We start from the raw sequence: 25,953 nt of genomic DNA on the forward strand, positions 1-25,953 counted from the left end.
GGCACGCACTCCCGGCTCGAATGGAAGGCGCCATCGAATTCGCCGCCAGCTGCGATGAGCGTCGGGTCGAATGCTCCGCGCCAGCTCTTGCCGCTACTGCCGCCCGGATGGACATATCCCATCCGCCCGAACGAACTCGGACCTGGATCAGACTTGGGGGGCAAGGCCATCCGTCCACACTCGCGATCAGGTCTGGTTTCGGCGTGATCGTTCGCCGTTTTCCGCGTGTCAAAAGGCTTGAGGCGAAGGACTGAGCGCAACGACGGTGCAATCTCGGTCAACGATGTCCGCGCCGCGGTGGCGTAACCGTGGCGTCACCTGGAAGGCTCCTCGCCGAGAAATCGCAGCAGGCCTGCGCGAGTTCGGCTACGCGAGATGCCAGCGGTGAAGGGGCTCGCGCCCGACAGACGGCGAAGTAGCGAATCGGCGGGATCGAGGGCTCCGTCTTGATGACGCGCAGTTGGCCTCTCTTGATTTCCGACGTGAAAAATTTGGCCGTCAGGAACGCGATCCCAAGTCCTGAAGCGGCAAGTCCGGCCAACACGTTCAGGCTGTTGCACTGAACCACGTGGTTGACCTGAAGGCCGTTTGCGGCCGCCCAGTCCAGCACCAGGCGCTGCAAGCCCGAGCCTTGCGCGCGAGCAAGGATCGGATACTTCGCCAACTCGCGCAGCGGAACGCGATTGCTCGATGGGCCAAATCCAGGCGCCGAGACCCATTCGAGCTGAGTTGCTTCCAAGGGCAACGTGATCAAGTCCGGGCTATGCGGAGGATCGAGGCCGATGACCAGGTCAAGATCGTTCGTCGCGAGCTTGCCGAAGAGATAGGCGCTGGCGTTGACCTCCGGCACCGGAATGACATTCGGATAATCGCGCTTCATCGCCAGGATGAGCTTCGGCAGCCAGCTCAGGGCGACCAGCTCGGTGACGCCAAAGCGGAAGCGGCCGAAGAACGTCGCGGGACCACCGATAGCTTCACGAAGGCGCTGTTCGAGCGCCAGCATGTCGGCGGCAATCGGCAGGCTCGCCTCGCCGGCCGGGGACAGCCGCAAGGCATGGGTCGAGCGGTCGAAAAGCTGCGCGTTGAGGACTGCTTCCAGCTCCGAGATCCGTTTCGAGATCGTCGACTGAGCGAGGTTGAGGCGTTCGGATGCCTCGGTGAATCCGCCCAGCATTGCCGTCCAATAGAAGGCTTCCAACTGCTTCAGGCTGGCGGGCATGGGCACTACCTATGAAAGCCGTGCTATGAATAAAAGCGATGAATAAGGTGAACTTTATTCGCTTTCTGTCATGGCGGCCACCTCGCATAATCGCACCCAGAACATTTTTCGAGGGGTGGCCATGCCGATCAAGGGTCGTCGTCTGAATCGCGGCGCCGCGCCGGTGCCGATCGCCATTCTCAACAGTTTTCGGGACGCGCCAGTGGCGGTCATGTCTGACAACATGAACCGGCTGCACGGCTCAAGAAGCCTTAGCCGCCATCCTCGCTTCGGCCACCTGATGGCCACCCCTGATCCAGAATATGGCTTCGCGTGGCTTCCACCCGCGCACCTTCGCGCTGGATCCGAGCGGACGATTGATGGCTGCCGCGGACAGCACGCGGCGCTTGGTGCGCGATGGATAAAGGCGTGAACGCAGCCGGCGACCGTCGCTGTCTTTCGGGTTGGCGAGGACGGCAGGCTCGCATTTGCGCAAGCGTACGACATCGAACCAGCGCCAAGACCGAGTTTTGGAGCGGGATGGTGGCGTTGTCCTAGGGCCCGTGGCTTGGCGCAGTCGAAGAACGCAAACAAAAGAAGAATTCAATCTGGGAGAGACAAATGCCGAAGGCAAGCGAAGCGCAAGCTTCGATCGAAACGCTCACGATGCGGCGGGTGATCTTTCGTCTCGTTCCGTTCCTGATGGTCTGCTATTTCTTTGCACTTCTCGATCGGGTCAACATCGGCTTCGCCGCACTTCAGATGAACAAGGACCTCGGCCTGACGCCGAGCATGTTCGGTCTCGCCGCGAGTCTGTTCTTCGTCTCCTATTTTCTGGTCGAGGTCCCGAGCAACCTCGCCTTGCAGCGATTCGGCGCCCGCAGGTGGATCGCGCGCATCATGATTACGTGGGGCATTCTGTCCGCGGCAATGTCGCTGGTGACCGGGTCTGCGTCATTGTACGTCATGCGCTTCCTTCTCGGCGCGGCGGAGGCCGGCTTCTTCCCGGGTGCCGTTCTTTATCTGACCTATTGGTTGCCGCGAGAATATCGCGCTCGCGTGCTCGCGACCTTCACCGTCTCCATTCCGGTCGCGACTTTCATCGGCTCGCCTCTCTCCGTCGGCATGCTCGAATTGGATGGCCTGCTGGGACTGCGGGGGTGGCAATGGATGTTCATCCTGGAAGGCGTTCCGACGGTGTTACTCGGCTTCGCTTGCTTGTTCGTTCTCTCGGATCGCCCATCGGAAGCAAGGTGGCTATCGTCGGATCAACGCGACTGGTTGCAGGGGCAGCTCGATCGGGAAACGCTCGCCAAGCGGCCGATCGGCCACCTCTCGTTCTGGGAGCTCGCCCGGAACAAGTACTTTCTCGCCATGGCAATCGTGTGTGCAGGCGCGTCGTCCACGGGAAGCGTTCTGTCGGTATGGCAGCCTCAACTGCTCAAGTCGCTGGGGCTCACCAATCTTCAGATTGGGTTCGTCAACGCGATTCCCTACGGAATTGCGACGGTACTGATGATCCTGTGGGGGCGCCATTCGGATCGTACCACTGAGCGGCGTTGGCACACGGCCATCCCACTTCTCCTGGCAGCGTGCGGCTTCGCGTTGATCAACTTCACCGGAAGCGGGAGTCTTTCGGTTGCGGCGACGGTCTTTGCGGTCACCTGCGCGTTGGTCGGCGCCTATGCGTTCAAAGGTCCGTTCTGGGCGCTGACGTCGGGATGGTTGTCTGCCAGCACGATTGCGGCCGGACTTGCAGGGATCAACGCGATCGCGAATCTGATCGGCGGCGGGATCATGGTGAATGTGGTGGGGCAGATCAAGGAAGCAACCGGCAGTTACGCTTTGGGGATGCTGCCGCTGATCGTGTTGACGGCGTTGGGCGCGATCTCGGTGCTCGTCATCAGCCGCGATCAGGAGGACGGCGTTGCGATCACTCCGGCAAAGATCGGGTCGAGCGCGCACTGAGGAAAGTGTTCGTGAGCAAGGCTTTCAAGGGTTGATGTCGCTATTCGTATTGGGAGATTGCAATGGTCAAGCCGATGACTCGCCGCGTATTCGTTGGATCGGGAGCGGCCGCCCTTTTCGCGTCTGGGTCCTTGAATGCGAACGGCGGGACTGACCAGGTCGTGCCGTATTCGTCAGGCGTGTCTCCTCCACAGTCGATCGTGCCCGGCAACGCGTGTGACTCGCATATCCACATATTCAACACGCGCTTTCCGGCTTCTCCTCATTGGAAGGGGCAGCCTGTCGACGACAGCAACGTCGCGGCTTACCGGCTGCTTCAGAAGCGGATCGGAACGACCCGGACCGTCGTCGTAAATCCTTCGACCTACGGAACTGACAATAGATCTACACTTGACGCAGTTGCGCAGCTCGGCAAGTCGGCGAGAGCTGTGGTGGTCGTTGATCTCGATATTGCAGACAGCGCTCTCAAGGAGATGGCGGCGCAAGGCGCCGTTGGCATTCGCGTCAACTTCGTTTCACCGCAGTCGTGGGGCGTCACGACTGCCGAGCGGTTGGAAGCAATGGCGAAGCGGATCGAGCCTCTCGGATGGCATATGCAGGTCTATATGACCGGCGACCAGATTGCAGACCTCGCGGACGTTCTCGGCCGGCTGCCGACCCCCTTGGTCATTGATCATCTCGCACGGCTTCCGCCGGCCGTCGGGGTCGGTCATCGCGCCTATCCTGTGGTTCGCAAGCTGCTCGACGGTGGACGCACCTGGATCAAATTGTCAGGTGCCTATCTCAATACGGAAAGTGGCCCGCCAGCCTACGCAGACGCGACGCGCGTGGCGCAGTCCTATGCGGCTGCTGCGCCCGACAGATTGGTGTGGGGAAGTGACTGGCCCCATCGCGGCGAGAAAAATCTTCCAGATGACGCGGTGCTTTTCGACCTCTTGGCGGCTTGGGCACCCGACGAAGCCACGCGACGTAAGCTTCTCGTCGACAATCCCTCAAATCTTTACCAGTTCACGGCGTGAAGTGGGAGCACGATCTGGAGGTGCGAGCATCGTTGGCGCACGGCCATCGCACGTATCCTGGCAGCATGCGACATCGCGTTCATCGTTTCGGCTGGAAATGTGAGGCTTACGTTCCGACGTGTCATTCGAAAATCCATCACGCAGTGCGGGTCACGTCTTGTTTCCTCGAAAGAGTAGCGCGTGGCAGCGGAGGCGCCTGAAAGGCGTTCTCGCCGTCGACGATTTCGAACCCCTTGCGCGGCGGTACCTGCCCAAGCCGCTGTTCGGCTACATCGCCGGCGCAAGCGAGACGAATGCCTCGCTTGCAGACAACCGGCGAGCATTCGCTGAGTACGGGTTCAGACCAAGGATCTTGAACGACGTGTCCGGACGGACTGCGGTGAGGCGACTTTTCGGCCGCGAGTATGCGTTCCCGGTCGGGATCGCACCAATGGGGATCAGCGCCCTGATGGCATTCCGGGGCGACCTCGTGCTCGCCGCCGGCGCGCAGCAATCGGGCATTCCGATGATCATGAGCGGCTCATCCCTGATTTCGCTCGAAGATGTGGCGGCCATGGCGCCGACCGCATGGTTTCAGGCCTACCTCCCGGGGGAGCCGGACCGGATCGATGCGCTGGTGGACCGCGTTGCATCTGCCGGTTTCGGAACGCTGCTGCTAACCGTCGACACGGCCACACTCGCCAACCGGGAGAACAACGTCAGGGCGGGATTCTCGACGCCTCTTCGTCCCAGTCTCAGGCTGGCATGGCAGGGATTTTCGCGGCCGTCATGGACGCTGGGCACCTTCCTGCGTACGCTGCTGACGCAGGGGATTCCTCATTTCGAGAACTCCTATGCAACGCGAGGGGCTCCCATTTTTGCAAGGTCGGTTATGCGTGATTTTGGCAAGCGCGACCACTTGAACTGGATCCACCTCGCACGAATTCGCCAACGTTGGACGGGCAATCTCGTCGTCAAAGGCATCATGCATCCGGCCGATGCGGTGCGTGCCCTGGAGATGGGGGTCGACGGGATCATCGTTTCCAATCACGGCGGCAGGCAGCTCGACGGTACGGTGTCTCCGCTGCGCGTGCTCCCGGAGATCGCGGCGACCGTGCGCAAGAGAATTCCGGTGATGCTCGATGGCGGAGTTCGGCGCGGCACGGACATCCTGAAGGCGCTCGCGCTCGGCGCGGACTTCGTCTTTGTCGGGCGGCCTTTTCTCTACGCCGCAGCCGTCGGTGGGATAGACGGTGTGGTCAAGGCCGCCGACATCCTGCAATCGGAACTCCTGCGCAACATGGCGCTCCTCGGCATTAGCAGGCTGGAGGAGATGGACGGCAGCTTGTGTCTAAGAATGCGTGGCGCAGCAGCGTCGAAAGATGCTATCGAGGCTTGAATGAATGGCGCCGTGCGCGGACTCCCTCGCCGCCAGTTCCACCCGTCTGCGATCCGCCGGCCTGGCCTCCAACGAGCATTGATCCGTGAACCAGACGTTCGATCCGGCCGCGCTCGACAAGTTGAAGTCACGCATTCAGGCGCTGCGGGCCAAGACCATCGCCAATGGCTGCACCGAGGACGAGGCGCTGTCCGCCGCGGCCAAGGTCGCCGAGCTGCTCGACCGTCACGATCTGTCGCTGTCGGACGTCGAGCTGCGCGCCTCGGCCTGCGAGCGCAGGGTCTACGAGACCCATCGCAAGAAGCGCATTCCGCTCGACGACTGCATTGGCGCCATCGCGCTGTTCTGCGACTGCCGGGTGTGGCGCGAGAAGAACGCCGCCGGCGACAATGTCTATGTGTTCTTCGGCCTCTCGGCCGATGTCGAGGTCGCGCATTACCTGGCCGAGCTGATCGACAACGCCGTGCGCGCCGAACTCGGCCGCTTCAAGACCTCGGCCGACTATCGTCGCTTCCGCCACCAGGACCGGCATCTCGCCAACGCGTCCTTTGCGTTCGGCATGGTCGCCTCGATCGGGGAACGGCTGGTGGCGATGAAGGCCGATCGCGATCAGGTGAAAGCAACCACCGGCCGCGGCCTCGTCGTGCTCAAGACCTCGGTCGTCGATGCCGAGTTCGACAAGCTCGATCTGAAGCTGCGGACGCAGCGCAGTGCGAGCCGCATGGTGTCGATGACGGCCTACGAAGCCGGCGGCGCCGCCGGAGCGACGGTGGCGATCAGTCCGGGTGTCGATCAGGCGCAGCCGCGGAATCCTGCTAAGCGCGGCTGATGCGGTCGGGGACGTGACCAGGTTCAGGCCGTGCACCGGAGCTGTTCACCATCGCTGTGACATGGAGCAGTGAGCACGGTATACACACCCTGTGATTGCTATCGCCCGCGAATGAGCTAGGCTGCCCGCATGAGCTACTGCGTCTTCATGCATCGGACCGATTCAATTTATGACGACAGTCCGGCGGAGCAGTACCAGTTTCCGAAGCAATATCTTGGTCGCGCGCAAGGCAGTGTCGGCGACTGGATCGTCTATCTCGAGCCGACCAAGGTTCATGGTACGCGCGGCTACTTCGCAATTGCGCGCGTCGAGCGGATCATCCCCGATCCGAAGGCGCCGGGGATGTATCTCGCGCTCATCCAGCCCGGCTCGTATCTGGAGTTCGTCAACCCCGTTCCCTTCAGCGAAGCGAATGGTCCGACCGAGCGGGGTCTGCTGAACGACGCAGGCAAGCTCTCAGGTCGTGCGCAGGCCGCGGTGCGTCCGATATCACCACAAGACTTTCAGCGCATCATCGAGCTCGGTCTGGATGACCGAGACGCCGTGTTGCCGCGGATCCCGGCGAACGCCAACCTCGTTGACGGATTTGAAGAGGATCAAGCGCCTCTCGTCTCCGAACAGCTTCGTGACCGCATTCAACGTCTCACGTCGCGTGTCGTGCGCGATCGCATGTTTCGCAAGATCGTGTTGCGCGCCTATGGCGAGCGCTGTGCGATCACCGGATTGAAACTGATCAACGGCGGCGGTCGTGCCGAGGTCAATGCGGCGCATATCCGTCCGGTCGAGGCGAATGGACCGGATCTCGTGAACAATGGACTTGCTCTGTCCGGAACGGTTCATTGGATGTTCGATCGTGGATTGATCGGATTGGGCGACGATCTCGCCATTCTCATCTCGCGACACGTCAACGACGTTGATCGCATTCGCGGCTTCATCAACGCGTCCGGATTTGCATTTGCGCCAGATCGTGCCGTAGATCGTCCGCATCCGCGATTTCTGCAATGGCATCGTTCGCATTGCTTCAAGCAATGACCGCATGAGTTCTGATCCGCCGAGCGGGGTACCTGCCCTTGCTGGAGAGCGCGATCACCCTCACGCCATTACGCGCTGCAGCAAAGATTTCTATTCCAAGTTGAGGGCGTATGCGCCATACTCTTCGTGTCCGGACGGACGGACTGTTCGCCTTGGACGGATTGCTGAAGCGACGGCGCCGGCAGCGCGGTCCATTTGATGTCTTGAATTTATTTCGATGCGAATGCGCGGCGATCGATCGTCATGGTCGCCGGCCCGGCCACCCGGCCGGAATGATCCGATTGCGATGCTGATGCCTGTTGGACCGACGCCTGATCCAGATCACGACCGACCCGACGACATTTCCGACGACATGGAGAGATCCAGATGTGCAGCCTGCCGCGCCGCTGCCGACTGCTGCTTCCGCTGATCGCTCTCACCGCGCCATTGGCGGCCGTGTCCGCCAATGCGCAGGGTGGGGACCGCACAGCCGAAGCATTCCTCGTCCGGCAGGACTTTTCCGACTGCGGCAATTCCGATGTCAAAGCGGATGATCCGGCGCGGATCGGCGGCACGATCCTGATCGCGCGGCGGGCCGACGGACGGCTGCACGCCAAGGTCGGGATAACAGCGGTGCCGAACACGGTCTATCATGTCTTTCTCAAATGCGTGCGGCCGCTCGGCGACCTCAAGACCGAGGATGAAGGCGAAGCGACGGCGGAGTTCGAGCTGCCGGCCGACGCGAAGCCGGTTCTGACCTTCGACATGTACCCGGAGGGAGCGCCAGCCGGCCAGAAATTCCAGAGCACGCCGGTCAAGCAGCCGTGACCTGTCCCGGTGTGACCTGTCCCATGTTTCACTTCGATCAAATGCGAGGATGCGCCGTGAAGACAATCCGTGTCGTGACGATGATGCTGTGTGCGATCTGGCTGCTGCTCGGGGCGAGCGGGGCCCAGGCGCAGGCGACGCGCACCTGGGTGTCGGGCGTCGGTGACGACGCCAACCCGTGCAGCCGGACCGCGCCCTGCAAGACGTTTGCCGGCGCGATCTCGAAAACCGCCGCGGGCGGCGAGATCAATACGATGGATCCCGGCGGGTTCGGCGCCGTCACTATCACCAAATCGATCCGCATCGTCGCCGAGTCGGGCGTCGCCGGCGTGCTCGTCTCCGGCACCAACGGCATCGTCGTCTCCGCCGCGGCCACCGATACCGTCTATCTCGAGGGCTTGGTGTTCGATGGCGTCGGCACCGGTCTCAACGGCATCCTGTTCAACAGCGGCGGCTCGCTGGTGATACAGAACTGCAAGATCTTCGGCTTCACCCAGTGGGGCATCCTGTTCACACCGACGACGCCCGGCAAGCTGTCGGTCACCGACAGCGTGATCACCAACAACGGCAGCACGGCGAGCTTCGGCGGCGTCAAGGTGATCGGGCGCGCCGGGGCGACCACGGTTTCCGGCGTGGTCAACCGCACGCTGCTCGCCAACAACGCGACCGGGTTCGTGATCGACGGCACCGGCGGCGGCGGCACGTCAGAGGTGACGGTGCGCGACAGTGTCGTCACCGGAAACACCGGAAACGGCATTGTCGCGACATCGGCTGCCGGCGTTGGTTCAGTCGTCTTCGTCGACCGCACCAACGCCTCGCACAATGGCGGGGCGGGGATCACGGCCTCGGGCGTGGCGCAGGCCGTCGCGATTCTCAACAATTCGAACGTCCATAACAATCTGTCCGGCCTGGCCGCGAGCGGCGGCCAGATCCTCTCCTTCAAGACCAATGCGATCTCGTCGAACGGAACGGATGGCGCGCCTACGGCTTTCCTGTCACTGAATTGATCGGCCGCGGCGAAGACGAACCAAGGTAGGACATTCCGATCGCATGAATTCAGCTGAATTTCGCAAGCTCGCGCTGTCGTTGGCGGGAACGACGGCAGCGCCGCATTTCGATCGGACGGCGTTCAAGCTGCACCGGACGTTCGCGACGCTGGCCGGCGACGGCGCCTCCGCCAACATTCTCCTCACCCCCGACGAGCAGGAGCATTATGCCAGCCTGGCGCCCGGCGTATTTCGCCGCGTCCCGAACAAATGGGGCGATCAGGGCTGGACCACCGTGTCGCTGGCCGAGGTCGATGCCGGCCTGCTGCTGACGGCGCTGGAAAGCGCCTGGCGCGCCGCCCATCCGCCGGCGAAGCGGCGCGCCGGCCGGGCGCGCTGAACGTCCGGGCCGAAAATATTTCCGTGGTCCCGCGAATCCCTTGCGGCCCTCGCGGCCTCCTGACCAGCGAGACAACGGGTCTCGGCTACGGATCGGAGGGACTGTCATGGCATGGGTTCGCAGGAATTTGAGACGGCCGCATCAGCTGGCGCGGGTCATCATCGGACTAGGAGTGGCGGTCGTGGCCGTCGTCGCCCTGAGCGGAATGGCGGCCTGGCTGCTGGCAGCTGCCGGCGCAGGCTTCGCGCTCACCGGCGTCGTCGGCTATTGTCCGGCCTGCGCCGTCGCCGGGATCGGGAGCGGCGGCCGGTCATGAGCGCGATGGCCATCACGGATGAAACCTTCAAGGCCGCCCGTCTCGGCGATCGCGACGCCGTCGTGCGTCTGCTGCAGCGGGCGCAGCCGGACATCCGCCGCTACGCGCGGGCATCGTGCCGGAGCTCGGCCGATTCGGAGGACGCCGCCCAGCAGGCGCTGTGGCTGCTGTCGCGGCATGTCGGCAGCATCCGTGCGCTCGCGGCGCTGTCGTCCTGGCTCTATCGCGTGGTCCGTCGCGAATGCACGCGGCTGGCGCGGCGGGTCGGCCTGATCAGCGACGCCGATGACGACGCGCTCGCGGCGCGGCTGTCGCAGCGGCCCGAAGCCGAGCTGCGGCTCGACCTCGCTGCAGCCTTCGAATCGCTGCCGCCGCATTACCGCGACGTCGTGCTGATGCGCGATCTCAGGGAGATGGCGATCGACGACATCGCGCACGAGCTCCATCTGTCCCGGCAGGCCACCAAGGCGCGGCTGCACCGCGCCCGCCAGCTGCTGCGTGAATATCTACAGGGCTGATCCCGACCCGTTGCCGGAGACCGCGACATCCGGTCGGTACCGCAACGAGTCGCGCTCGCGCCGACCGAGGCCAAGGCGTTGTTCGCTTTCGATCGCACTTGTGGGAGGCACGTTGGAACACAGGACTATTGGCACACGGTCACGAGCGACGGCTTTCCGGGCATCATGTCCGGGAGGCCGAAAATGCGTAGTTCAGAAACCCGATCCCAAGGACGACATGCAGCACCGAGTTGGGGATGATGCCCGCGAGATTCCGGATGGTGCCGTCCGCATACGCCCAGATCTCGATCGGCAGCAGCAACCCGTTGAGGACAGCGCCGCCCCACAGGATTGCCAGCATCGGCAACGAGTCGGGCTCGTTGCGGATGCGCCAGATGATGAAGCCGATGGAAACCAGCGCGGCCCCCACCTCGCGCATCCAGACGCTTGCGGCAGCGTCGGCGACGATCCCCTTGCTGGCGAGCAGGGCCTCAGGCGCGCCAAGCGCAATGCCGCCGACGGCGAGCGCGATGAGACCAGCGAATCCGAGGAAGCGCGAACGGCTGATCGCACCGTTCACTGCTGGAATCCGACCATCTGCACGAGACGGCCGTCCGCCCCGAACCGTCCGTAGCTCGCGCCTTTCGCGACCACGTCCCCGTCGGCGCGCACGAGATTCCAATGGGCGAGGCACTGGCCGTGATGCACCTCGAAGGCACTCGTCTCGAACCGTCCGCCCGCGAACGTCTTCTGAAATTCGGTCATGTAGGCGGACAATTCGCCATAGCCTGCGGTTTCGATGTTCGGATCAGCATAGGTGTGAGCAGGATGGAGACTGGCTTCGAGCATGAGCTGACGCTTTCGCGTGTCGATTTCAGACCACGAGCTCGTATAGACCTCCCATGTGTCTCTGTTCGGATGGTTGTTCATTGCAGCGCTTTCCTGTCTCTTGCGGCCCGGCAACCGAGGGGGCCATTGCGGTCGACGTCATATGCGGCCGGCCTTTGCTTGGGCAATTACCTCCAGAGGTCATGGTGTGCAGGCGACGATCTGATAGTTTGAGCCGATGGCGGATGGTGTTTTCCCTGCACTGCTCAAATACTGGCGTGGCCGAAGCGGACAGTCGCAACTGGACCTGGCGTTGAGCGCAGCTGTCTCGGCGCGACACATCAGCTTCCTCGAGACGGGGCGCGCGCGGCCGAGCGAAGCCATGGTGCTGCGGCTGATGGAAGCGTTGGGAGTGCCGCTGCGTCACCAGAACGACGCGTTGATTGCTGCAGGATTTGCGGGCCGCTTCCCCGAAGTCGCGCTGGACGGACTTCCCGAGGCCGTTCAGTCGGCGATCAACCGCATGCTGCTTCAGCAGGAGCCGTATCCGATGGCCGTCATGGCCGCGGACTATACGGTGCTTCAGCACAACGCCGCCGCCGGGCGGATATTCGCGCAGTTCGTCGCCGTCCCTGAGCGATTGACCGCTGGCCCCGTCGACATGTTCACGCTGATCCTCGATCCGGCGCTCGGAAGGACGTTCGTGCGTGACTGGCAAATGATCGCTCGCCGAATGCTGATCCGGCTGCAACGAGAAATATCGAGGACGGGAGACGGCAGGCTGGTCGCCCTGCTGGATCGCGTGTTGAAATTCCCTGGCGTGGACACGCTCTTGCGCCATCCCGACGAGGAGCCCCAGAGCTACAGCACGATGGAGATCTGGCTGGAGCGGGAAGACATGGTGCTCGGCTTCCTGACGACGCTGACGGCCTTCTCCGCGCCCTGCAACATGCTGCTCGATGAGTTGCGGCTCGAGAGCTACTTCCCATTGGACGAGAAAACGCGCCTGCTCTGCGAGCAGATGGCTGGGGGGCAGGTCTAGCCGGGCTGCACGAACTTCATTTGGTTACACGAACGTCTGGGTGGCTCGGTTTGTCTGGCGGGCGAGAGCTTTCGCGAGCGATGGGCAACACGTGCGGATGACGACGCAACGCAATCCCTCCTGCGCGCAACTCACACCCGACGGCCGACCATCAGCAGGATGCCGCCGATCTGCGGCAGCAGCGCCAGCAGGATCAGGCGCAGCATGACGAAGTCGTCGGCGGAGGGTTTGACGACGCCGCGCGACACCCAGGCCACCAGCTTGATCGCCGCCTCGGTCTGCGGGTCGGCGGTCTGGCTCACGGTGGCCATCGCGGCGTCCAGGGCCTGGCGCCGCTCGGCGACCGCGGCCTCGCGCTCCCGACAGAACTTGCCGACGCCGCCCTTGCACTCGCGGTCGCGTGCGCTCATGGCATCGGTCAATGCGGTCTGCGCCGTCTGCACGGCCGGCGTGACCCGCGAGGCGCGCGCCAGCGTGACGTCGCTGATGTTGGTCGAGGCGAAGCCGATGCCGGCGGTGACCGCGAACACGAAGGTCATCACCCACACGCTCCAGCCGGCGAGCGCCGAGGCGCGGTGCCGCGCCTGCCACAGCCGCGCCGCGCAGGTCGGCATGACCAGCGCGACGAGGTCGGCGGTGACGCCGACCGCAAGAAACATCCAGCCCGCCGTGCTGTTCGCGCCGAGCGAATGCGCGAACCAGCCGTTCATCGCCATGCCGACCGCGGCGAGCGCCAGCGCCGCGAACTGCAGCATCAACGCGGACGCGGTGAGGCGCGCGCGCTCCGCCTTGGCAGGGATGATCGGCGCAGCTGCCGGAACGATCTCGCCTTCGAGAGCCAGCGACGTTTCGCGCGGCGCCGCCGTGGCGAGCGGCGCCTGCAGCGGCATCACCGCGTCGGCGTCGTCCGCTGCGGCTTCCGTGCGCGGCGCCTCGGTCGCGACAGCAGCTTTGCCCGGAGTCTTCGCCTGTGTCTTGCTCGGTGTCCTGCCCGGAGCTTTGGCCGGCTCGTTCACGAGCTCCAGGAAGTCCGGCATGATCAGCGTCTCGGACCCCAGCATCTCGTCATCGAGCGCGGCCGCCTTGATCCTCTCGGCTCGCTCGGCCTTCGGCTTCGGCCGCGGCTTGACGACCTTGGCGCGCTTCGGACGCGGCTTGGCCGTCTTCGCCTGCTGCCAGGGAATGATCGATGCGACGACAGACTCATCAGCCATCGGGGCTGCTCCAATCGGTGGTGATGGGCGCACGGCCGCGTTTGCACGCAGCGCTGACAGCGCCGGCATCGGGTTCACGTCTGATCGGGAATCGAGCAGGCCCGCATCGAAGGCGGGCCCAAAGTTTCTTGCGGCCTGGCTGGCGTCGCGCGAAGAAATCGTTGGTCTCTCACGCGCCCGTCCGCCGATGATGCGGAGGGCTGCGGTCACCAGCGCCACGTAATGAGGCGGCGCCCGGAAGGTTCTGATCCGCGCGGGGCCGGGCTGGTCAGCAAAGCGCCCAACACCCTTGTTCTTAACCAATGGTTAACACGGATTCGCTGGATTCGAAACCGCGCGGTGCGAGTGGCGGAGGCGGCAGCGGTGAAGAGTGGTGCGCTGCGGCTTTGGAGTCACAACCGGCAGCTGAGCGGTGGTGCTGGACTCCAGCCGACGCGCAGCCGACGTGTGTTTGTGCGATAGTTGAACGTTGTAGGTCTGCGAGGCCGCTCGCCTACTTTGTCCCGCTTGGCGCGGCAAGCTCCGGCGCCGCCGCCGCGCCTAGCGCGGGACGAGCATCAGTGCGCCGTAGTTCACGGACGGCGGGGGTTGAGGGCCCATGAGCGCCACCAGCACGGCGTCTGGCAGGTCGAAGCTGACGCCGAGCCTGTCGTCCAGTTTGAACGTCGGAAACGGGATCTGTTGCGCGCGGTCGCCTTCGCCGATCTGGTACAGCCCGTCATGTCCAAGCGCGAGCAGGTCGCCGTCGCGGCGCTGCAGGCCAAAGAACGCGGAAGCGATGAGCCGGTGCGCCATGCTCGGCCCGCCGCCGATTTTCATCACGGCGCATCGATGCTAGAGGTCACCGCATGCCATGCCCGTGCGGATCACCGCTTCCCTTCGACCGCTGCTGCGGTCCCTATCTGCTCGGCGATGCCTTGCCGCCGACCGCCGAGGCGCTGATGCGCTCGCGCTACACGGCCTATACGCGCGGCGACATCGGCTATATCGCAGCGACGCTCGCGGCCGATCGGCGCGGCGCCTTCGATGCCGCCGTCGCGCAGGCCTGGGCCACGCGGGCGACCTGGCTTGGCCTGCGCATCGTCTCGACGACACGCGGTCAGGAGGGCGACCAGGACGGCGTCGTCAGTTTCGTCGCCAGCTATCGCGAGGGTGGCCAGACCATCGAGCATCACGAGGTCTCGCAATTCCGCCGCGACGATGATGGCGCCTGGCGCTTCGTCGAGGGTGACACGCGCGCCGTGGTCACGGAGCCGAAGCGCGCCGCCGCTGCGGCGAAGGTCGGCCGCAACGATCCGTGCCCGTGCGGCAGCGGCAAGAAATACAAGTTCTGCTGCGGGCGATGAGCGTGCGACGGCACGCGCGGGAGGTCATTGCGCCCGCTCATCCCACGGGTTCAGGAGGGCCACGCCTCCGAAACGGCGTTCGTGTCGAGCAGGAACGTCAGTCGAGATCGGCCGGCTTGATGAGAGAACCCATTCGGGGCAGTTCGAAATCGAAATCCGCGTCGGGCTGCGCCAATGCATCGGCAAGGCTGACATCCGCTTGGCTCAGACGCATGTAGTCCTCGATCGTCAGCAGCACGTGGGTCGGTCGTCCGCGATCGGTGATGAACACCGGGCCCTTGGCCGCCGCCTTCTTGGCGCCGCTGGTGTCCTGGTTGAACTCGCGACTGGTGAGAGTTGTCACGGTCACGGCATCTCTCCACGATCATCAACCGATGAGATAGTGTAGATATGTTGTTACTTCAATCGGACCTTCGGCTGGATCTCGTGGGGTCGATGCTGCGTCGGCAACGGGAGGGTGAGCGCGGGACGGCTCGCGCCGGAGATCACGGCGCCTGCTCATCCCACGGATTGAACAGGGGCGTTCCGGTCGCAGCGAAGTCTTTCACGTTCCGCGTGACGAGCGTGAGTCCGTGCACCAAGGCGGTGGCCGCGAAGAACCCGTCCATCACCGAGAGTGCGATGCCTCGCCGATGGCCCGCGGCCATCAAGTCGCCCCAGCGCAGCGCGACCGCCTGATCAATCGCAAGAATGCGGCCCGCAAATCGCTGCGGCAGGTCGTGACTCAGCCAAGCCGCGAGAGCCGTCCGGCGACGGCCGACCTCCATCAGTTCGACGCCTCGCCGCAGCTCGGCCAGTGAAGCCGTGCTGATGAACACCCGATCCTCGTCGACGGCATCGAGCCAGCCGATCACGCGCCGTTCGGGGGCGGGGCGTCGAACCTCCGAGAGCACGTTGGTGTCGAGCAGAAAATTCACAGCTCGATATCACGCGGCTTGTCAGTCGCGCGTGAAAGGTCGAGGTCTGCCCCGCGGAGCGGCGAGGCCAGCAGGAACTCCGCGAGCGTGCCCTTGCGCTCGGTCTTGCGCGACCATTCCTCGACGGAGACGACCACGGCCGTCGGCTTGCCGTTTCGGGTGATGACCTGCGGACCAGCCTGAGCGCGCTCGACAACCTCGGACAGCCGCGCCTTGGCGCCGGCAAGCGTCCAGGCGCTATCCAGTGGAGGGGCCTTGCTTGATTTTGGTGTCTTCATGAGGAGAATGACCATAATGACCATTTTGACTATATTCGAGCCTTGGCCGGATGCCAAGCTAAGGTGACGCGCCCTCGTGACTTGGCCCGCCAATGATCCTCAGCCCCGAAGCTGGACAGAAATTTAGCTATTGCTATTTTTCCGAAATTATGATTGTATTCGCCCATCCCGTCCTCATGCAGAGGGGCGTACGCGTCGTCACGATACGTTGAGGCGGGGAGCGGTGGCCGTGGGCCTGTCAGGTGCTTTGCGCTGGACGATTGGCAGCCCGCGGACGGTCAAGCCGTGTGGTCCTGGCGCCCCGAAGCTGGCGTCAAGCCTCGGTGACATGACGTGTCATCAGGTGACGGGGGCAAACAAGCCGGTCCCCGGGGAGAGCACGGAGCAGCCGTTAAGACTATCGCGCAGGGAGGGCCGGGTCGTCCGGCTGACCTGTGGTTCCTGCCGCCTGCATTTTTTTGAGCAGGCGGGCCACGGGCCTCAGTCGAGGTCCGGCCTTCCCTGCGCCCTCGCATCTCGAGAGCGCGAACGACATGCAGAACTCGGGCGCAAACGCGCCGCGTGAACGATGGCGGTTGCCTCGTTGCGATCTGCCGCCGGGGACATTGATCGCGCCGCATGGTCAAGATCGCCCAACCTCCCCGGGTGGCCTTGACTCCGCCCAACCCGGCTGGCCTTAGAGGGCGGGGTATTCAACCAGGACGGTATCAGGTGGCGGAATTGGACGGTCAGGTCCGGCAGGACGAGCACGCGCAGCAGCAGGTCGCGGCAACCGGGGCGCCGGCGCCAGGACTCCTGTCGCCCAGACCGCTGTCGCCGCGCAAGGCGGCGATCCTCGACCATGCCGACCGCTTTGCCGCCGAGCGGGCCGGCTGGCGCGACAAGGCCGCGTTCTTCCACGGCGAGGACGAGTGCTATCTGCGCTTTCTGATCCCGCCGGGCAGCCGCGTGCTGGAGATCGGCTGCGGCCTCGGCGATACGCTGGCGTCGCTGCAGCCGTCCTACGGCGTCGGCATCGATTTCAGCGAGGCGCAGATCGCGATCGCGCGCACCCGGCATCCGAACCTCACCTTCATCTCCGGCGATGCCGAGGATGCCGCGACGCTTTCCGCCGTGAACGGCCCGTTCGACGTCATCCTGGTGCTGGACACGATCGGCTCGCTCGACGACTGCCAGCAGTTCATCGAACAGCTGCATCCGCTGTGCACGCGCGAGACCCGGCTGGTCATCGGCTACTTCTCCCACCTGTGGTATCCGCTGCTGAAGGCGGCGGAAGCGATGGGCCTGCGCATGCCGCAGCCGGAACAGAACGTGCTGTCGCCGGCCGACTTGCGCAACCTCGCGGTGCTCGCCGATTTCGATCCGGTGAAATCCGAGCAGCGCGTGCTGTCGCCGCTGCGGCTGGCCGGCATCGGCCGTTTCGCCAACCGCTTCCTCAGCGTCCTTCCGGGGCTGCGCGCGCTGTCGCTGCGGCACTACCTCGTCTCGCGCTCGATGCGCTGCGTCAGCGACGACGTCCGCTCGGCGACGGTCGTCGTGCCCGCGCGCAACGAGCGCGGCAACATCGAGCCGGCGGTGCAGCGCATTGCCGCGTTCTGTTCCGACATCGAGATCATCTTCATCGAGGGCCACAGCAAGGACGGCACCTATGAGGAGATGGAGCGGGTGCGCGCGGCGTTCCCCGGCCACGACATCAAGCTGATGCGCCAGCCTGGCAAGGGCAAGGCTGACGCCGTCTTCACCGCCTTCGATGCAGCCCGTGGCGACGTGCTGATGATCCTCGACGCCGACCTCACCATGCCGCCGGAGCAGCTGCCAAAGTTCTTCGAGGCGCTGCGCTCGGGCAAGGGCGAGTTCATCAACGGCTCGCGGCTGGTCTATCCGATGGACGAGGGCGCGATGCGCTTCCTCAACCTGATCGCCAACAAGACCTTCTCCTATCTGTTCTCGTGGCTGCTCAACCAGCGCTACACGGACACGTTGTGCGGCACCAAGGTGCTCCGCCGCAGCGACTATATCAGGCTCAAGGCGGGCAAGGCCTATTTCGGCGATTTCGATCCGTTCGGCGATTTCGACCTGATCTTCGGCGCGTCGAAACTGAACCTGAAGTCGATCGACCTGCCGATCCGCTACGCCGCGCGCAGCTACGGCGAAACCCAGATCTCCCGCTTCCGCCACGGCTGGATGCTGCTGAAGATGGTCGTGTTCGCATTCTTCAAGATCAAGGCGATCTAGGGATGGCGGGCGACGCTGTCGCGGTCCTCGCCTCTCCCCGCGTGCGGGGAGAGGCCGGATTGTATCGAAGATGCAATCCGGGTGAGGGGGGTTCTCCGCGCACCGTGCTCGTGGAGAGTCCATCTCTCCCCGCAAGCGGCAGGGCGATCGCATATGGAGATGCGAGGCTGCCGCGACAAACGATCCTGCCAGTTAGTTACTCCGTCATGCCCGGGCTTGACCCGGGCATCCACGTCGGTCCACGCGTGCTGAACGACGTGGATGGCCGGGACAAGCCCGGCCATGACGGCGCGGAGAGAGCTGAACACAATCCGGACCAGGGTTATCCGATTGTCGTCCCGCGAGCGGAGCGTGACGTTTGCGCGACTCCCGCATGATCAAGAACGCCGACCCGCTCGACCGTCTGACGCCGTTTGGCTGGCGCGGCGGCGTGGCCGTGACGCTGCTGCTGTCTTTCGTCTCGTTCGTTGCCGTCGGCTATTTCACCGTCTATTGGCGCAATGCCGACATGGACTTCATGGTGATCTACAACGCGCTCGCCATGAACGATAGCGGCGCGCAGGCCTTCTTCGATCACCCGGCCTATCTGACGATCCTGTCGGTCAAAGCCTGGTTCGCGCTGCTGCACCGGCTCGGCCTGCTCGACGCCTGGACGTTGTCGGCGATCCCACCGGCCTCCGACCGCGCGGCGTTTGATGCGGCCATGGTCAGTGCGGTTCACGCCGGACGCGTCGCTGCGCTGCTCACGGCGTCCGGCATCATCCTGGCCTTCGCCTGGGCGGCGCGACGGCTGGTGTCGGACTGGCGCGTGGCGATGCTCGCGGTCGCGGCCTTCGCGTTCTCCGGCGGCGTGCAGATGCATCTGCGCATCCTGCGCAGCGAGATGATCGCCGCCTCGTTCTGCGTCCTCGCCTTGATGCTGCTGATCGTGGCGGGGCGCCGCGCCAGCCTCGGCCGGCCGCTCATCGTCGGGCTGGCTGCGCTGCTCTGCATGCTCGGCCTCGAGAACAAGGTGCATGCGATCCTGCTGATCGCCGCCATTCCCGTGCTGGTGCTGCCGTTCGGAACGGCGGCGGGCGCCAGCGTGGATTTCTGGCGGACACCTCGGGCCTGGGCGGCCGTGCTGGCTGCGGCCGTTGCCGCCATCGCCGCGGCCATCACCGCCTGGCCGCTGGTCGCCGCCGGCTTCGACCCGACGAACACGGCGGCCGCGGGGTTGAAGCCGCTGCTGCTCGGACGCCTCGGCCTCTATCAGCTCGCGCTGCTCGGCGTCATCGCAGCCTGCATGGTCGGCTTCGCGCGGCTATGGCGAGTCAGCGCGGCTGAAACAATCGCTGCGATGCTGACGACGATGACTGGCGCCGCCCTGGGCCTGCTCGTCCTCGATGTCAGCTACGACATCAACGATGTCGTGGTCGTGCTCAATCCACTGGAGAAGATGATCAGCTATGTCGACGCGCCCGACGCCGCCGGCAGCATCAGTGGCGCAATCGGCCTGCTGCTGTCCGGTGTCCTCGGCGTGATCAGGCGCTACACTTTCGTGCTGCAGCCGTCGGCGCGTCCGACCGTGTTCCTGACCTGGCTGGTCATCCCCGGCATCGTCATCGCGCTCAGGCGCGGCGAGCGACAGGCGGCGCTGCAGGCCGCGCTGCTGATGCTCGCTGCGATCGGCATCGACACGCTCGGCGTGCGCCGTGGGCTGAAGGTCGAGTACTTCGTCTTCACCGATCCCTTGATCATCATCGCCGGCATGGTGCTGCTAGAGCGCCTGATCGACCTGCGCCTCTCCCGCTTCGCCTATGCGATCGGCGCCACGCTGCTCGTGCTGCATGTCGGCATCGGCCAGGCCGAACCGGTCAAGATGGCGCTGAAGCGCCAGGGGCCCGAGAACGTCTGCGAGTGGAATGGCTACTACATGCCGCGGCTGGCATTGCCCTGGTGCGCGCCGCCGAACACCGTGCCCAGGATGTGATCGAGCGAGAGCTTACCCCCGCCATGGGCGATCAGCGTGAGCGCCATCGCCGCCCAGGTCAGATGAATCGGCCAGCCGTCGGGCACGGTGAGCTCGACGATGCAGGTCATGAACAGCAGCCCAAGTGCCGCAAAACGCGTGCCGAGCCCGAGGATGAGCAGCACCGGAAAGCCCACCTCGCCGCAACCCGACAGGAACGCCATCACACTCGGCACCGGGAAATGATATGGCCCACCGGGCAGATGCAGCATGAACTCGTCGCTGAACAGCGTGACCGCGGTGTCGCTCAGCTTCAGAAAGCCGTCCCACTTCAGGATGCCCGAGCGCCAGAACGGCACCGCCAGCGCCACGCGGGTGACGAGCTGCACCAAGGTGAGCGGCGTCGCCGCCTGCAGCAGGCGCACCGCCTTGTCAGCCAAGGCGGACAACGACAGCGTTGGGCCCGGCGCCATGGATTGATCGGTCATCGTCATGCGTCCTCGAGCTGGATCTCGGTGAAGGCGCCGGCCTCTATCAGCCCGGCAATGTTGCTAGGGAGATCGAAATCGGGCGCCGCGTCGAACGCCGCCGCCGCGGCGTCGCCGAGTGGCTGCCGCGCGATCAACAGCTGCGCGAAAACAGCTCCGCCCGATGGCAGACGGCGCACGGCAACGTCGAGCGCGGGCCGTGTGACCAGCGCGTCCTCCGGGACGGAGCCGTCGATGCGCGGCACCGGGTCGTCGCTGCGGTTGGCGGCGAAGATCGTCACCGCCGCGAAATCGGATCGGATGATGCGGGTGGCGGGATGAGCCGTGAAGCGCAGCCCGGGCAGTTGCTCCGGCGCGACGCGCGCGAGCGCCTGACCGTCGAGCGGCGCAGCATCCGCCGCATGATAGGCGTCGAGCCAGGCCCGCTCGAGCCGCGCCACATCCGCGAGGAACGGCATCGCCGCGGAATGCGCGTAGCTCGCAATGAAGGCGGGAAAGTCGCGGCCATAGTCGAACAGCAGCGGCGATGTCGGCGGCGTCTCGCGCAGATGCGCCCGCGCCATGGCGCGGAAGAAGTCGGACCCGGTGATGCGCTGTACGGCCGGATAGATCGCGATCAGCGACTCGATCAGGCTCACCGTGACGTTGTTGCGGTAGACGTTGAAGCGGCGCCCAGCCGCCTTGGCCCGTGGTCCGGTCACTGCTGCCGGGGTCTCGCAGTGCGGGGCCAGCAACGCTCCAGCGAACTGGGCGGCGTAGTCGGGAGTCCGTTCAGGCTGCAACATCGCGCAACTCCCGTGAACTGTCCGCGATGGATCGATCGAGGATCGCCTGCGCCGCGGCTGCTTCCGCCTTCAGCACCGGCCAATCCGGGATGTTGCTGTCCCACTCGATCAATGTCGGCACCGGGCCGATCCGCCCGATCAAATCGGCGAACAGCGGCCACACGTCATCGGCGACCGGACCGTCATGGCTGTCGATCAGCAGCGGTGCGCCTTCATCATCGGACTGCACCGCGTGACCGGCGAGATGGATCTCGCCGACCGCGGCGAGCGGGACGTCGGCCAGGTATTGCTGCGGCGAGAAGCCATGATTGACCGCGGACACGAATACGTTGTTGACGTCGAGCAGCAGGCCACAGCCGGTGCGGCGGACGATGGCGCGGAGGAAATCCGTCTCGCTCATCGTGGAGTTGCGGAAGGCCACGTAGGTCGATGGATTTTCCAGCAGGATCGGCCGCCGGATCGCGCTCTGCACCTCGTCGATGTGGTCGCAGACGCGCGTCAAGGTAGCGGCGGTGTAGGGCAGCGGCAGCAGATCGTTGAAATAGGTGGTCTCGTGCGTCGACCACGCCAGATGCTCGGAGACCAGGCTCGGCTGATAGCGGGCGACGAGATTGCGGAAGCGCGCGAGGTGAGCGCGATCGAGCGGCTGCGGGCCGCCGATCGACATGCAGACGCCGTGGATCGACAGCGGATGATCCCGGCGGATCGCCTCCAGCTGACGATGCGGCGGACCGCCGGCGCCCATGTAGTTCTCGGCATGCACCTCGAAGAAGCCGCGCTGCGGCGCCTCGCTGAGGATCGCCGCCAGATGCGACGGCTTGAAGCTGGTCCCGGCGACGCCGCCGAGAGGGGGCGGAAAGCGAAGCGGCATGGTGGGGCACGGTGCAGGGGGGGCATCGGTGCGCATGCGGTGTCTCCGCTTTCCGCTTGGGGTGAACGAGATCAGATCGGCTTCAGCGAGCCCTTCTTGCCGCCGGGCACGTCGATGCTGGTGCAGGTGCCGCCCTGGACGAACTTCCACGCATTGCCCTGGAAGTCGATCGTCGAGGTGCCCTGGCAGGTGGTGCCGGGACCGGCGGCGCAATCGTTCTGGCCCTTCAGCGCGACGCCGAAGCACTTCTCCTTCTTGGCGGCCATGGCGGCTTCCGCTTCGGCCTTGGTCAGGGGACCGGCCATGGCGAGGCTGGCGAGCGCGGTGCTGACGGCGCCGGCGAGCGCCAGGGTGGTGACGGCTTTCTTGGCGGACATGACATCTCCTCTCGGGTTTTGCATCGCTTGGCGACGCGCATCTCTCCTTCGCCCGTTGCCACGACAAAGTTACGTGGCGATCCTTCTCACGAACCTGTGAGCGGTATTGCGCGCTTCGGAGCTGTGGCCAGTCGAACGCAGGCCGCCTCCGAGCGCCAATGCTTTGCAGGCATCATCGGCTTAGCCAGCGGGCATTTGTGGCCCGCCAGACAGACGCGCATTCTGTCGGCTCCCGCTGCGCGCGTCCCCGCGCCGATCGGAGGTCGACCTGCGATGATGGCCAGCGCAACGAACCGCACAGCCGCCGGCGAGAAGCTCACCGTCAGCATCCGCTTCGCCGTGTCGGCGCTGGTGCTGACCGCGATCCTGCTGACCGCCTTCGCCTCGAGCCTGTTGTGGTGGCGGACGTCGGAGGCGATCAGCCGTCAGCTCGCCAGCACCATCAACGCGCAGATCGCGGGCGCCGTGCGCAAGGAGGTGACGGCGATCGTCGGCGAGGCGCGCGCCGCGCACACCGCCATCCGCACGCTGTTCCTGCAGAACGTGCTCGACACCCGCGAGGCCGACAAGCGCGAGTTCGTGTTCCTGTCGCAATTGCAGTCGCAGGCGACGATCTCATCGGCAGCGTTCGGCTGGCCGGACGGCTCGTTCTTTGCCGCCCACAAGCTCGGCGACCGGCGCCTGGAGATGATGGAGATCTCGCTGACGGATCATCCCGGCGAGCGCCGCGTCGACGAATACGATGTGGTGCCCGGCGACATCGAGTTCGCGTCGCGCCGCTTCGAGCCGACCAGCTACAAGGTTGCCGAGCAGCCCTGGTTCAAGGAGGGCCTCTCTGCCGACGAGCCGCGCTGGTTCAGCGTCGATCGTCATCCCGGCGGAGAACGCCCGGCGATCGCGCTGGCCGGGCCGATCGATGTGTATCAGGAGCGGCAGGGCGTGCTCGCCATCATCATCGAGCATGCGCGGATCGCGCGCTTTCTCGCCCAGCTCCAGGTCGGCCGCACCGGCAGCGCCTTCATCCTGCAGCGTGACGGCGGCGTGGTGGCTGCGCCGGATGAACATGCCGACGAGGTCAATGCAGGCGAGGTTCGCCAGCCGCTGCTGGCGGTCGCCCAGCAGGCGATGCGCACCGCGCCCGATGGCGATGAGGCCTGGCGCGACCGCGTGCAGAGCGGCGATGGCGCCTTCGAGGTTGCGCGCACGGCGCTGCCGTTTCCCGGCTGGTCGCTCGTCACGGTGATTCCGGAGGCCGAATTCCTCGGACCGGTCGAGGCCGCGCTGCATCGTGTGATCATCGGCCTCGGGATCGGCGCCGTGCTCGCGGCGCTGGTGTCGGCCGCGCTGGCCCGTGCGGTCATCGCCGCGCCGCTCGGCCGCGTGGTGGCCGAGCTGCGTCACGTCGAGGCCTTCGCGCTCGAACAGGTGCGGCGTCATCCCTCAAGGCTGCGCGAGATCGCGAGCCTGTCGGGCGCGATCGCCGAGATGGCCGGCGGGCTGTCGTCGTTCGGCAAGTTCATTCCGGCCGATCTGGTGCGGCAATTGCTGCGGCAGGGCGTCGACGCCAGGCCGGGCGGCCACATCCAGGAGCTCAGCGTGATGTTCATCGACATCGCCGGCTTCACCGGCCTGTCCGAGCGCATGGGCGATCGCGTCGTGCCGCTGCTGTCGCGCTACCTCGATCTGATCTCGACTGTCATCGTCGATCACGGCGGCACGATCGACAAGTTCATCGGCGATGCCGTGATGGCGTTCTGGGGCGCGCCGATGGCGCAGCCGGACCATGCGCTGTCGTGCTGCCGCGCAGCGCTGGCCTGCCGTGCCGCCGTCGAGAGCAGCAACATTTGCGACGATGATGGCCGTCCCCTCGCGATCCGCATCGGCATCAACTCCGGTGCCATGCTGGTGGGCAATATCGGCTCCGAGCTGCGGCTCAACTACACGGTGATCGGCGACGCCGTGAACGTGGCGAGCCGGCTGGAGGGCGCCAACAAGACCTATGGCACGGACATCCTGATCGGCGAGGGCACGCAGCGGCTGGCGGGTGATGGCTTGCTGACCCGCGAGATCGACCGCATCGCCGTCTACGGGCGCGAGGAAGGACTGGCCGTGCACGAGCTGCTCGGGGTCGCCGCCTCGAAGCCGCGCTGGGTCGCGGACTATGCGCGCGGACTGCAGCACTATCGCGCGCGCAGGTTCGACGCCGCGATCGAGGCGTTCGAGGCCGTCCTTGCGCTGAAGCCCGGTGATCGTGCCGCCGAGCTGATGATCGCGCGCTGCAGGTCGCTGATGCAGGCCATGCCCGATCACGGCTGGCTTGCGGTGACGGCGCTCACGAGCAAATAGAGGCCGCGTTGCTGATCAAGCCGAACGCGCCCTGACACGCAGCCGCCGCCCCGCAAACACCGCGGCGAGATCCTGGGACGGTGTCGCCTCGTCGGCCTCGAGCCGCAGCCGGCCCTCGACATGCAGGAAGTGCTCGCGCGACACCGCGATCGCGCGCATCAGGTCGCGGTCGCGCAGCGCCGCCACGATGGCGCCGTGCTCATCGACCGCACAGATCGACTGCGCCGCCGGCTCGTAGACGGAGACCATGACAGAGGACCGGCTGAGCAGGTCACCGAGCATCCGTGACAGTTCGGGATTGCCGAGCGCGTCGACGAGATGGACATGAAACGCCCCGGACAGCCTGACCGATGCGGCGCGATCGCCGCGTTGCGCGGCGGCGCGCTCCTCCGCCAGATGCGCGTCGAGCCGGGCGAGCAGCACCTCGTCCATCCTGAGAACCAGCTGGCTGAGCACGCCGGCCTCCAGCACGCGATGCGCCTCATAGACGCGCCTGACGTCGGCGAGGGTCGGCCGCGGCACCCGCGCGCCGCGGTTCGGGATCATCTCCAGCCGCCGCTCGGCGCCGAGCCGGTGCAGAACTTTGCGGATGCGCTCCCGCGACACGCCGAAGATCGCCGCCAGCGGCGTCTCCGCAAGCTTGGTGCCGGCCTTCAGCTTGCCGTCCAGCAGCGCACGCAGGATGGCCTGATACACCGCCTCGTCCTCGGCGGGATTGGCCTTCCCGATTCGCTGCGCGCGCTTCGCCATGCCCGATTGCTAGGCCCAATGGTGCGGCAGGTCACCTCCAAAAAATGTGCACATTCTGCCAGCGGCCGGGCAGGCGGGCGGGAAGCCCTTCAGCC

At 65.3% G+C, this 25,953-nt stretch carries 29 protein-coding genes; 16 read left to right on the forward strand and 13 right to left on the reverse strand.

What is annotated here, in order from left to right; genetic code table 11:
• Positions 1–277 precede the first annotated feature (277 nt).
• On the reverse strand, positions 278–1,219 hold the full coding sequence (locus ACQR07_RS29270; protein WP_434905549.1) for a LysR family transcriptional regulator: 942 nt from the start codon (positions 1,217–1,219) through the stop codon (positions 278–280).
• A gap of 70 nt (positions 1,220–1,289) precedes the next feature.
• On the opposite strand from ACQR07_RS29270, the gene ACQR07_RS29275 reads away from it, so the two are divergent.
• From ACQR07_RS29275 to ACQR07_RS29325, 11 genes are all read left to right on the forward strand, one after another.
• A complete protein-coding gene (locus ACQR07_RS29275; protein ID WP_434905550.1) occupies positions 1,290–1,631 on the forward strand; it encodes a hypothetical protein in 342 nt (113 codons plus the stop codon).
• 188 nt (positions 1,632–1,819) lie between these two features.
• Positions 1,820–3,166: an MFS transporter gene (locus tag ACQR07_RS29280; protein WP_434905551.1), complete on the forward strand. Its 1,347-nt coding sequence runs from the start codon at positions 1,820–1,822 to the stop codon at positions 3,164–3,166.
• A 62-nt stretch (positions 3,167–3,228) separates the two neighbouring features.
• Positions 3,229–4,185: an amidohydrolase family protein gene (locus tag ACQR07_RS29285; protein WP_434905552.1), complete on the forward strand. Its 957-nt coding sequence runs from the start codon at positions 3,229–3,231 to the stop codon at positions 4,183–4,185.
• Between the two features lie 157 nt (positions 4,186–4,342).
• Positions 4,343–5,563, forward strand: a complete 1,221-nt coding sequence (locus ACQR07_RS29290) for an alpha-hydroxy acid oxidase (protein ID WP_434905553.1) — start codon at positions 4,343–4,345, stop codon at positions 5,561–5,563.
• 85 nt (positions 5,564–5,648) lie between these two features.
• Entirely contained in the window at positions 5,649–6,392 is a 744-nt protein-coding gene (locus ACQR07_RS29295; protein ID WP_434905554.1) for a DUF7168 domain-containing protein, read from the forward strand.
• 129 nt (positions 6,393–6,521) lie between these two features.
• Positions 6,522–7,424, forward strand: a complete 903-nt coding sequence (locus ACQR07_RS29300; protein ID WP_434905555.1) for an HNH endonuclease — start codon at positions 6,522–6,524, stop codon at positions 7,422–7,424.
• A 366-nt stretch (positions 7,425–7,790) separates the two neighbouring features.
• The gene (locus ACQR07_RS29305) at positions 7,791–8,231 is read left to right on the forward strand and encodes a hypothetical protein (protein WP_434905556.1); all 441 of its coding nucleotides are present in this window, start codon (positions 7,791–7,793) and stop codon (positions 8,229–8,231) included.
• Positions 8,232–8,287: 56 nt separating this feature from the next.
• Positions 8,288–9,238 (forward strand): right-handed parallel beta-helix repeat-containing protein, encoded by a 951-nt coding sequence (locus ACQR07_RS29310; protein WP_434905557.1) that lies wholly within the window; start codon positions 8,288–8,290, stop codon positions 9,236–9,238.
• Positions 9,239–9,281: 43 nt separating this feature from the next.
• Entirely contained in the window at positions 9,282–9,617 is a 336-nt protein-coding gene (locus ACQR07_RS29315; RefSeq protein WP_434905558.1) for an MmcQ/YjbR family DNA-binding protein, read from the forward strand.
• Positions 9,618–9,723: 106 nt separating this feature from the next.
• Positions 9,724–9,933 (forward strand): YgaP-like transmembrane domain, encoded by a 210-nt coding sequence (locus ACQR07_RS29320; protein ID WP_434905559.1) that lies wholly within the window; start codon positions 9,724–9,726, stop codon positions 9,931–9,933.
• Complete coding sequence (locus ACQR07_RS29325; protein WP_434905560.1) at positions 9,930–10,451, forward strand: RNA polymerase sigma factor; 522 nt, start codon at positions 9,930–9,932, stop codon at positions 10,449–10,451. The genes ACQR07_RS29320 and ACQR07_RS29325 overlap by 4 nt, the downstream gene beginning before the upstream one ends.
• A gap of 163 nt (positions 10,452–10,614) precedes the next feature.
• Here the strand turns inward: ACQR07_RS29325 and ACQR07_RS29330 are convergent, their stop codons facing one another.
• Positions 10,615–11,010: a hypothetical protein gene (locus tag ACQR07_RS29330; RefSeq protein ID WP_434905561.1), complete on the reverse strand. Its 396-nt coding sequence runs from the start codon at positions 11,008–11,010 to the stop codon at positions 10,615–10,617.
• Positions 11,007–11,279, reverse strand: coding sequence for a nuclear transport factor 2 family protein (locus ACQR07_RS29335; RefSeq protein ID WP_434905562.1), 273 nt, complete (start codon positions 11,277–11,279; stop codon positions 11,007–11,009). The genes ACQR07_RS29330 and ACQR07_RS29335 overlap by 4 nt, the downstream gene beginning before the upstream one ends.
• Before the next feature lie 217 nt (positions 11,280–11,496).
• Between ACQR07_RS29335 and ACQR07_RS29340 the strand changes: the two genes are divergently transcribed.
• The gene (locus tag ACQR07_RS29340) at positions 11,497–12,300 is read left to right on the forward strand and encodes a helix-turn-helix domain-containing protein (protein ID WP_434905563.1); all 804 of its coding nucleotides are present in this window, start codon (positions 11,497–11,499) and stop codon (positions 12,298–12,300) included.
• Between the two features lie 131 nt (positions 12,301–12,431).
• Here the strand turns inward: ACQR07_RS29340 and ACQR07_RS29345 are convergent, their stop codons facing one another.
• Together ACQR07_RS29345 and ACQR07_RS29350 are read right to left on the reverse strand one after the other, a co-directional pair.
• Positions 12,432–13,514 carry a hypothetical protein gene (locus ACQR07_RS29345; RefSeq protein WP_434905564.1) on the reverse strand — a complete coding sequence of 361 codons (1,083 nt, stop codon included), beginning with the start codon at positions 13,512–13,514 and terminating at the stop codon, positions 12,432–12,434.
• Positions 13,515–14,054: 540 nt separating this feature from the next.
• Positions 14,055–14,333, reverse strand: a complete 279-nt coding sequence (locus tag ACQR07_RS29350; protein ID WP_434905565.1) for a hypothetical protein — start codon at positions 14,331–14,333, stop codon at positions 14,055–14,057.
• Between the two features lie 29 nt (positions 14,334–14,362).
• Here ACQR07_RS29350 and ACQR07_RS29355 point away from each other — a divergent pair, with 29 nt between their 5' ends.
• Positions 14,363–14,860, forward strand: a complete 498-nt coding sequence (locus ACQR07_RS29355) for a YchJ family protein (RefSeq protein WP_434905566.1) — start codon at positions 14,363–14,365, stop codon at positions 14,858–14,860.
• A 97-nt stretch (positions 14,861–14,957) separates the two neighbouring features.
• Here ACQR07_RS29355 and ACQR07_RS29360 read toward each other — a convergent pair whose 3' ends face one another.
• From ACQR07_RS29360 to ACQR07_RS29370, 3 genes are all read right to left on the reverse strand, one after another.
• Positions 14,958–15,209, reverse strand: coding sequence for a type II toxin-antitoxin system Phd/YefM family antitoxin (locus tag ACQR07_RS29360; protein WP_434905567.1), 252 nt, complete (start codon positions 15,207–15,209; stop codon positions 14,958–14,960).
• 136 nt (positions 15,210–15,345) lie between these two features.
• The gene (locus ACQR07_RS29365) at positions 15,346–15,777 is read right to left on the reverse strand and encodes a type II toxin-antitoxin system VapC family toxin (protein WP_434905568.1); all 432 of its coding nucleotides are present in this window, start codon (positions 15,775–15,777) and stop codon (positions 15,346–15,348) included.
• Complete coding sequence (locus tag ACQR07_RS29370; protein WP_434905569.1) at positions 15,774–16,055, reverse strand: type II toxin-antitoxin system Phd/YefM family antitoxin; 282 nt, start codon at positions 16,053–16,055, stop codon at positions 15,774–15,776. Before ACQR07_RS29370 ends, ACQR07_RS29365 begins: the two co-directional genes overlap by 4 nt.
• Before the next feature lie 711 nt (positions 16,056–16,766).
• On the opposite strand from ACQR07_RS29370, the gene ACQR07_RS29375 reads away from it, so the two are divergent.
• Positions 16,767–18,290, forward strand: coding sequence for a glycosyltransferase (locus ACQR07_RS29375; RefSeq protein WP_434905656.1), 1,524 nt, complete (start codon positions 16,767–16,769; stop codon positions 18,288–18,290).
• Positions 18,291–18,663: 373 nt separating this feature from the next.
• Positions 18,664–20,262 carry a hypothetical protein gene (locus tag ACQR07_RS29380; RefSeq protein WP_434905570.1) on the forward strand — a complete coding sequence of 533 codons (1,599 nt, stop codon included), beginning with the start codon at positions 18,664–18,666 and terminating at the stop codon, positions 20,260–20,262.
• Here ACQR07_RS29380 and ACQR07_RS29385 read toward each other — a convergent pair.
• Genes ACQR07_RS29385 through ACQR07_RS29400 form a run of 4 tightly spaced genes read right to left on the reverse strand, consistent with a single transcriptional unit; the run spans position 20,202 to position 22,762 of the window.
• Positions 20,202–20,735, reverse strand: a complete 534-nt coding sequence (locus ACQR07_RS29385) for a DoxX family protein (protein ID WP_434905571.1) — start codon at positions 20,733–20,735, stop codon at positions 20,202–20,204. The two genes, ACQR07_RS29380 and ACQR07_RS29385, sit on opposite strands and share 61 nt — an antisense overlap.
• Positions 20,732–21,514, reverse strand: coding sequence for an HvfC/BufC family peptide modification chaperone (locus ACQR07_RS29390; RefSeq protein ID WP_434905572.1), 783 nt, complete (start codon positions 21,512–21,514; stop codon positions 20,732–20,734). Before ACQR07_RS29390 ends, ACQR07_RS29385 begins: the two co-directional genes overlap by 4 nt.
• The gene (gene bufB / locus ACQR07_RS29395; protein ID WP_434905573.1) at positions 21,501–22,421 is read right to left on the reverse strand and encodes an MNIO family bufferin maturase; all 921 of its coding nucleotides are present in this window, start codon (positions 22,419–22,421) and stop codon (positions 21,501–21,503) included. Before bufB ends, ACQR07_RS29390 begins: the two co-directional genes overlap by 14 nt.
• A 35-nt stretch (positions 22,422–22,456) precedes the next feature.
• Positions 22,457–22,762, reverse strand: a complete 306-nt coding sequence (locus ACQR07_RS29400; RefSeq protein WP_434905574.1) for a BufA1 family periplasmic bufferin-type metallophore — start codon at positions 22,760–22,762, stop codon at positions 22,457–22,459.
• 273 nt (positions 22,763–23,035) lie between these two features.
• Between ACQR07_RS29400 and ACQR07_RS29405 the strand changes: the two genes are divergently transcribed.
• Complete coding sequence (locus ACQR07_RS29405) at positions 23,036–25,108, forward strand: adenylate/guanylate cyclase domain-containing protein (RefSeq protein ID WP_434905575.1); 2,073 nt, start codon at positions 23,036–23,038, stop codon at positions 25,106–25,108.
• Between the two features lie 15 nt (positions 25,109–25,123).
• Here the strand turns inward: ACQR07_RS29405 and ACQR07_RS29410 are convergent, their stop codons facing one another.
• On the reverse strand, positions 25,124–25,858 hold the full coding sequence (locus ACQR07_RS29410; protein WP_434905576.1) for a GntR family transcriptional regulator: 735 nt from the start codon (positions 25,856–25,858) through the stop codon (positions 25,124–25,126).
• Positions 25,859–25,953 lie beyond the last annotated feature (95 nt).

Source organism: Bradyrhizobium sp. HKCCYLS20291 (assembly GCF_051167715.1).
In the GTDB taxonomy this organism is placed as follows: domain Bacteria; phylum Pseudomonadota; class Alphaproteobacteria; order Rhizobiales; family Xanthobacteraceae; genus Bradyrhizobium.